The organism is Klenkia marina (assembly GCF_900101025.1).
Taxonomy (GTDB): domain Bacteria; phylum Actinomycetota; class Actinomycetes; order Mycobacteriales; family Geodermatophilaceae; genus Klenkia; species Klenkia marina.
This window is the reverse complement of the sequence record NZ_FMUH01000001.1, coordinates 1,059,476-1,066,926: the sequence shown is the minus strand read 5'-3', so window position 1 is coordinate 1,066,926 and position 7,451 is coordinate 1,059,476. Positions and strand designations below refer to the sequence as shown.

General features: G+C 74.6%; 8 protein-coding genes and 1 rRNA gene. All 9 read left to right on the top strand.

Annotated features, from left to right (window positions below):
• Positions 1-152 precede the first annotated feature (152 nt).
• Positions 153-269: ribosomal RNA gene (gene rrf, locus BLP29_RS05200) — 5S ribosomal RNA — on the top strand.
• 182 nt (positions 270-451) lie between these two features.
• A complete protein-coding gene (locus BLP29_RS05195) occupies positions 452-754 on the top strand; it encodes an urease subunit gamma (protein WP_092800448.1) in 303 nt (100 codons plus the stop codon).
• Positions 751-1,053 (top strand): urease subunit beta, encoded by a 303-nt coding sequence (locus BLP29_RS05190; protein WP_092800445.1) that lies wholly within the window; start codon positions 751-753, stop codon positions 1,051-1,053. Before BLP29_RS05195 ends, BLP29_RS05190 begins: the two co-directional genes overlap by 4 nt.
• Complete coding sequence (locus BLP29_RS05185) at positions 1,053-2,774, top strand: urease subunit alpha (RefSeq protein WP_092800442.1); 1,722 nt, start codon at positions 1,053-1,055, stop codon at positions 2,772-2,774. Before BLP29_RS05190 ends, BLP29_RS05185 begins: the two co-directional genes overlap by 1 nt.
• A gap of 2 nt (positions 2,775-2,776) precedes the next feature.
• Positions 2,777-3,532 (top strand): urease accessory protein UreF, encoded by a 756-nt coding sequence (locus BLP29_RS05180; RefSeq protein WP_092800439.1) that lies wholly within the window; start codon positions 2,777-2,779, stop codon positions 3,530-3,532.
• Positions 3,533-3,622: 90 nt separating this feature from the next.
• The gene (ureG, locus tag BLP29_RS05175; RefSeq protein ID WP_207798301.1) at positions 3,623-4,309 is read left to right on the top strand and encodes an urease accessory protein UreG; all 687 of its coding nucleotides are present in this window, start codon (positions 3,623-3,625) and stop codon (positions 4,307-4,309) included.
• 52 nt (positions 4,310-4,361) lie between these two features.
• The gene (locus BLP29_RS05170) at positions 4,362-5,075 is read left to right on the top strand and encodes an urease accessory protein UreD (RefSeq protein ID WP_092800436.1); all 714 of its coding nucleotides are present in this window, start codon (positions 4,362-4,364) and stop codon (positions 5,073-5,075) included.
• The gene (gene allB / locus BLP29_RS05165) at positions 5,072-6,397 is read left to right on the top strand and encodes an allantoinase AllB (protein WP_092800433.1); all 1,326 of its coding nucleotides are present in this window, start codon (positions 5,072-5,074) and stop codon (positions 6,395-6,397) included. The genes BLP29_RS05170 and allB overlap by 4 nt, the downstream gene beginning before the upstream one ends.
• On the top strand, positions 6,394-7,410 hold the full coding sequence (gene alc / locus BLP29_RS05160) for an allantoicase (protein ID WP_092800429.1): 1,017 nt from the start codon (positions 6,394-6,396) through the stop codon (positions 7,408-7,410). Before allB ends, alc begins: the two co-directional genes overlap by 4 nt.
• Positions 7,411-7,451 lie beyond the last annotated feature (41 nt).

Genomic DNA, 7,451 nt, shown 5'->3' with positions numbered 1-7,451 from the left:
ACAACAAACAAAAATCGTTCGACCTCACGGGTTGAACCAACTTGTCTCGCGTCCACTGTGCGGTTCTGAAAGCACGAACACACCCGTGTGTTCACACCGCCCCCACCCACCCGCTGACCCGGGTGAACCGGGGGAGGAAACTTTCACAGCGTTACGGCGGTCATGGCGAGAGGGAAACGCCCGGTCTCATTCCGAACCCGGAAGCTAAGCCTCTCAGCGCCGATGGTACTGCCCGGGGGACTGGGTGGGAGAGTAGGACGCCGCCGGACACACTTTCCGACAAGGGGGTCACAGCACACGCTGTGACCCCCTTGTTGCGTTCTTGACGCAACTCGCCCCAGGCTCGGGTGCCGAAAGCGCCGAGGGCACCCAGGTGTGCAGCTCCGGGTCGACGCAACACGTCCGTCACACCCCCGGACTAACGTCCGCTGGGATCCGAGACGGAGGACGTGTGCACCTCACCCCGCACGAGCAGGAACGTCTGCTGCTCAGCTACGCGGCCGAGCTGGCCCGTCGCCGGCGAGCGCGTGGACTGAAGCTCAACCTGCCCGAGGCCACCGCCCTCGTCGCCGACCACGTCCTCGAGGGGGCGCGCGACGGCGTCCTGGTCACCGAGCTCATGCAGAGCGGCCGCGCCGTCCTCACTCGTGACGACGTCATGGACGGCGTCCCCGAGCTGCTGGAGGAGGTGCAGGTGGAGGCGACGTTCCCCGATGGCACCAAGCTCGTGACCGTCCACCACCCGATCCCGTGATCCCGGGTGAGGTGATCCCGGCAGCCGGCTGGATCGAGACGTCGCCCGGTGCGCCCCGCGTCGAGCTCGATGTGGTCAACAGCGGCGACCGGCCCGTGCAGGTGGGATCGCACTTCCACTTCGCGCAGACCAACACCGCCCTGGTGTTCGACCGCGCCGCGGCCCGCGGCCACCGCCTCGACATCGCCGCCGGCACCGCCGTGCGGTTCGAGCCAGGGATCGAGCAGACGGTGGTGCTGGTGCCCCTGGCCGGTGCCCGTCTGGTGCCTGGTCTGACTGCGGAAGGAGGCCTGGACTGATGGTCCGGCTGTCCCGCGAGCGCTACGCCCAGCTGTACGGCCCCACGACCGGCGACCGCATCCGCCTCGCCGACACCGACCTGCTCATCGAGGTCACCGAGGACCGTTCCGGTGGCCCCGGCCTGGCCGGCGAGGAAGCGGTGTTCGGCGGCGGCAAGGTGATCCGGGAGTCCATGGGCCAGGGCCGCGCCACCCGGGCCGAGGGCGCCCCCGACCTCGTCATCACCGGCGCGGTGGTCGTGGACCACTGGGGGGTCGTGAAGGCCGACGTCGGCATCCGCGACGGCCGCATCGTGGCCCTGGGCAAGGCCGGCAACCCCGACACCATGGACGGCGTGCACCCCGAGCTGGTCATCGGGCCGGCGACCGAGGTGCTCGCCGGCAACGGCAAGGTCCTCACCGCGGGCGGCATCGACTGCCACGTGCACTTCATCTGCCCGCAGATCGTCCCCACGGCGCTGGGGTCGGGTGTCACCACGCTCATCGGTGGCGGCACCGGCCCGGCCGAGGGGTCGAAGGCCACCACCATCACCCCGGGCGACTGGTACCTGGCCCGCATGCTCGAGTCGATGGACGTCTGGCCGGTGAACGTGGCCCTGCTCGGCAAGGGCAACACGGTCTCGCACGCCTCCCTCGAGGAGCAGCTGCGGGCCGGAGCCAGCGGGTTCAAGCTGCACGAGGACTGGGGGTCGACCCCCGCCGCGATCGACGCCGCGCTCACCGTGGCCGGTCGGCACGGCGTCCCGGTCGCCCTGCACTCCGACACCCTGAACGAGGCCGGGTTCGTCGAGGACACCCTGGCCGCGATCGCCGGCCGGAGCATCCACGCCTACCACACCGAGGGGGCCGGGGGCGGGCACGCACCCGACATCATCACCGTCGCCGGCCACCCGAACGTGCTGCCCAGCAGCACGAACCCGACCCGGCCGCACACGGTGAACACCCTCGACGAGCACCTCGACATGCTCATGGTCTGCCACCACCTCGACAGCTCCGTGCCCGAGGACCTGGCCTTCGCCGAGAGCCGCATCCGACCCACCACGATCGCCGCCGAGGACCTGCTGCACGACCTCGGCGCCATCTCGATGATCGGGTCCGACGCGCAGGCCATGGGCCGGGTCGGCGAAGTGGTCATGCGCACCTGGCAGACCGCGCACGTCATGAAGCGGCGGCGGGGCTCCCTGCCCGGCGACGGTCCGGCAGACAACGCCCGGGCCCGCCGGTACGTCGCCAAGTACACGATCTGCCCGGCCGTCGCGCACGGCATCGACGGCGAGGTGGGCTCGGTCGAGCCGGGCAAGCTCGCCGACCTGGTGCTCTGGGACCCGAAGCTCTTCGGCGTCCGGCCGCACGTCGTGCTGAAGGGCGGCATGATCGCCTGGGGCCAGATGGGCGACGCCAACGCCTCGATCCCCACCCCGCAGCCGGTGTACCCGCGGCCCATGTTCGGCGCCTACGGCACGGTGCCGGCGCAGACCTCGCTGCACTTCGTGGCCCAGGCGGCCCTCGATGCCGGTCTGCCCGACCGGCTCGCCGTCGACCGCCGGCTGGTCGCCGTCACCGACACCAGCCGGCTGGGCAAAGCCGACATGCCCGAGAACACCGCCTTGCCCGACATCCGGGTCGACCCCGACACCTTCACCGTGTCGGTCGACGGCGAGGTGTGGGATCCCGAACCCGTCAGCGAGCTGCCGATGGCGCAGCGGTACTTCCTCTTCTGACCGTGACCGCAGCGCTCCTCGCCCTCGCCGACTCCAGGCTGCCCGCCGGGGGGCACACCCACTCCGGCGGTGTCGAGCAGGCCATCGTGGCCGGGCTCGTCCACGACCCCCGGTCCCTCGAGGTGTTCCTGCGGCGTCGGCTGGTCACCTCCGGGGCCGTGGCGGCCGGGGCCGCTGCCGCGGCGGCCCGCGAGGGCGGGGGTGCGCCGGCCGACCGGAGGGCGGGCTGGGCCCGGATCGACGCCGAGACCGACGCCCGCACCCCGTCCCCGGCCCTGCGTCGCGCGTCCCGGCAACAGGGCCGCGGGCTCGTGCGGGTCGGTCGCCGGGCATGGCCGGCCGCGGTGTGGGACGACCTGCCCGACCGCCCCCACCACCCGCTGGCCCTGGGCGTCGCCGCGGTGGCCGCGGGGCTCGGCCCCGACGACGCGGCGCGGGCGGCGGCCTACCTGGCGGTCACCGGCCCGGCGACCGCTGCTCAACGGCTGCTGGCGATGGACCCCATCACCGTCGCCACGGTCACCGCCCGGCTCGGCGACGAGGTCGACCGGGTCGCCGCCGCCACCTCCACGACCTCGACCGGGATCTCGTCCAGGACCCCACCCGGGACCTCACCCGGGACCTCGACCGGGGTGTCGACGGGCACGACCGACGGAGACGGCCGGGACCCCGACTGGCTGCCCGCCGACACCGACCCCCTGCTCGACCTCCTCGCCGAGGTGCACGCCGACCGCGGCGACCGGTACTTCGCCTCGTGACGCCGACCCCCGTGACGCCGACCCCCGTGACGCCGAGCCCCGGTACCTGCACAGCAGGGAGCCCAGCCCCCGTGACCCCGAGGAGCCACCGTGCCGCCTGACCACCTGCTCGACGACTACGTCGACCCCTACGACGACCCCGCCGCCCGAGGACGCCGCCACGGCCCGCTGCGTGTCGGCCTCGGAGGTCCGGTCGGCTCGGGTAAGACCGCGCTGGCGGCCGCGCTGTGCCGCACGCTGGGCGCCGAGCTCGACCTCGCCGTGGTCACCAACGACATCTACACGACCGAGGACGCCGACTTCCTCCGCAGGCACGCCGTGCTGCCCGACGACCGCATCGAGGCCGTGCAGACCGGGTGCTGCCCGCACACCGCCATCCGCGACGACATCACCGCCAACCTCGACGCGGTCGAGCTGCTGGAGGCGCGGCACCCCGGCCTGGAGCTGGTGCTGGTCGAGTCGGGCGGGGACAACCTGACGGCGTCGTTCAGCTACGGGTTGGTCGACGTCCAGGTGTTCGTGGTGGACGTCGCCGGCGGGGACAAGGTGCCCCGCAAGGGCGGTCCCGGCGTCACCGCGTCGGACCTGCTGGTGGTGAACAAGACGGATCTGGCGCCGCTCGTCGGCGCCGACCTCGACGTCATGCGCCGCGACGCGGCCGCCGTGCGGGGCGGCAAGCCGACCCTGCTGATCTCGCTGCGGGAGGACCCGGCCGCCACCGAGGTGGCCGCGTGGGTGCGCCAGCAGCTGCGCAGCCGGGCGGCCCAGCACGCGTGAGGGCCCCGGCGTGAGGACTCCGGCGTGAGGACCGCTCGGTGAGGACGGGGACATGAGGACGCTGGTGGAGGTCGTCGCCCGTCCGGGTCCGGGCGGGCGCACGGTGCTGCCGGTCGTCCGGGCGAGCGGGCAGCTGGCCGTCCGGCGCACGGGCCCGACGACGGTGCACCTCGTGGCCACCGCCTTCGGGCCGCTGGGGGGCGACGACGCCGAGGTCCGGCTGGTCGTCGAGGCCGGGGCGCGGCTGATCGTCCGCACCGTCGCGGCCGCCGTCGTGCTCCCCGCCCGGGGGGAGTCCCCGCCGTCCCTGCAGCGCATCCGCGCCGAGGTGGCCGGCGTGCTCGACGTGCGCCCCGAGCCCACCGTGGTCACCGCCGGCGCCCACCACCGGGCCGTTCTGCACGCCCAGCTCACCGAGGACGCCGAGCTCACCGCCACCGAGCAGGTGCAGCTCGGTCGTTCCGGCGAGCAGCCCGGTCGGTGGACCGGGACCACCCGCATCGAGCGTGCGGGCGTGCCGCTGCTGCACACCACCGTCGGGCTGGGTCCCGGCGCGGCGGCCTGGCTGCCGCCGGTGGCACCGCAGGCCTATGCCAGCACCGTGCACCTGGGCAGCACCGCCGGGCGTGCCACGGGGGACGACGCCGTCCGGCTGCCGCTGGACCGTGGTTGGGTGGCCACGGCCTGGGGTGAGCGGCTCACGCCCACCCTGGCCCGGCTGGCCCTGCTCGGGCAGCCGGCACCGGTGGAGGAGGCCCTGTCGTGATCGTCCGCGCGCACCGCGTCGTCCTGCCCGGGGGTGAGCAGCCCGCCGCCGTCCACGTCGCCGACGGCCGGATCACCGCCGTCACCGCCTTCGACGACGTCACCGGCGACGTCACCACGCTGGCCGAGGACGAGGTGCTGCTGCCCGGGCTCGTCGACAGCCACGTGCACGTCAACGAGCCCGGCCGCACCGAGTGGGAGGGCTTCGCCAGCGCCACCCGCGCCGCGGCGGCCGGGGGCATCACGACGATCGTGGACATGCCGCTGAACTCGGTGCCGCCGACCACGACGGTCGACGCGCTGGCGGTGAAGCGGGCCGCGGCACTCGGCCAGGTGTCGGTCGACGTGGCGTTCTGGGGCGGGGCCGTGCCGGGCAACGCCGACCAGCTCCGCCCGCTGCTCGACGCCGGCGTCGTCGGGTTCAAGTGCTTCCTGCTCGACAGCGGCGTGCCCGAGTTCCCCCCGCTCGACGACGACGGCCTGCTGGCTGCGCTCGCCGAGCTGGCCCCCGTCGACGGCCTGCTCATCGCGCACTGCGAGGACGAGGAGACCATCGCCGCCGCGCCCGAGCCGGCCGGGCGCAGCTACGCCGGGTTCCTCGCCTCGCGTCCGCCGGCTGCCGAGGAGACCGCCATCGCCCGGCTGGTCGCGGCCGCCGCGGTGACCCGGGCCCGCGTGCACGTCGTGCACCTCGCCGACGCCGACGCCCTGCCGCTGCTGCGCCGGGCCCGCGCCGACGGCGTCCGGGTCACGGTGGAGACCTGCCCGCACTACCTGACCTTCGCCGCCGACGAGGTGCCCGACGGGGACACCTCCTACAAGTGCTGCCCGCCGATCCGCGAGGCGGCCCACCGCGAGGAGCTGTGGCGGGCGCTGGCCGACGGCGCGGTCGACCTGGTGGTCAGCGACCACTCGCCCTGCACCCCCGACCTCAAGCGGCTCGACGTCGGCGACTTCGGGCTGGCGTGGGGCGGCATCGCCGGCCTGCAGGTCACGCTCCCCGCGGTGTGGACCGGCGCCCGCACCCGCGGCGTCCCGCTGTCCCGGGTCGTGGAGCTGATGTCCGCGGCGCCGGCTGCGCTGGCGGGTCTCCCCACCAAGGGCGGGATCGCCGTCGGCAAGGACGCCGACCTGGTGGCCTTCGCCCCCGACGCCCGGTCCACCGTCGGCGCGCTCGAGCACCGCAACCCGGTGACCCCCTACGCCGGACGCGAGCTCACCGGCGTCGTGCGGCGCGTCTGGCTGGGCGGGCAGGAGCTGGACGGCGGCCCCCCGCGCGGACGGCTGCTCGACCGCGGTGGCTCTGCCAGAGTGGCCCCGTGACCGCACCCGGCTGGACCGCGCTGCCCGACCTCGCGAACCGCGCCCAGGGCGGGGCGGTGGTGGCCGCCAACGACGAGTTCTTCGCCGCCCGGGAGAACCTCGTGCTGCCCTGGCCGGCGGTCGCCCGGCCCGACTTCGGGCACAAGGGCAAGGAGTACGACGGCTGGGAGACCCGCCGCCGCCGCGAACCGGGCGAGGACTGGGCGATCGTGCGGCTGGGCACCCCGGGCGTGGTCGCCGGCGTGGTGGTCGACACCGCCTTCTTCCTGGGCAACTACCCGCCGCAGGCCTCGGTGCAGGCCGTCGCGGTCGACGGCCACCCGTCGGTCGAGGAGCTCGTGGCGGCCGACTGGCGGCCGCTGCTGCCCCGCGTCGACCTCGCCGGCGGCACGGCCAACGCCTTCGACGTCGCACCCGGGCCGCGGGTCACCCACGTGCGGTTGACCATCCACCCCGACGGCGGCGTGGCCCGCTTCCGGGTGCACGGCACCGCCGTCCCCGATCCCCGGTTCCTCGACGCCGGGCCCTTCGACCTGGCAGCGCTGGAGAACGGCGGGCGGGTGACCGCGGTCAGCAACGCCTTCTACGGCAGCCCGCACCAGCTGCTGGGCCGGGGTGACGCCGCGAACATGGGCGGGGGCTGGGAGAACGCCCGCCGCCGCGGCGAGGGCAACGACTGGGTCGACGTCCAGCTGGCCTGCGAGGGTGTCGTCACCCTCGCCGAGCTCGACACCTCGTGGTTCCTGGGCAACGCCCCCGGCGCCGCCGCCCTCACCGGCCGCACGGCCGACGGCGCCGAGGTCGACCTGCTGCCCCGCACGCCCCTGCAGCCCGACACCCGGCACCGCTTCGTGCTCGGCGCGGTGCCCGGGGTGGTCGCGGTGCGGCTGCACGTGTTCCCCGACGGCGGCATGGCGCGGCTGCGGCTGTGGGGGCGGCCCACCGACGCGGGTCGGGCGCAGCTGGAGCGGGCCTTCCGTGGTGGTCGTGCGGAACCGGACGGCGCCGCCTAGGTTCTGGACGACGCACAGGGAACCCCCAGGTGCGCCCGGCC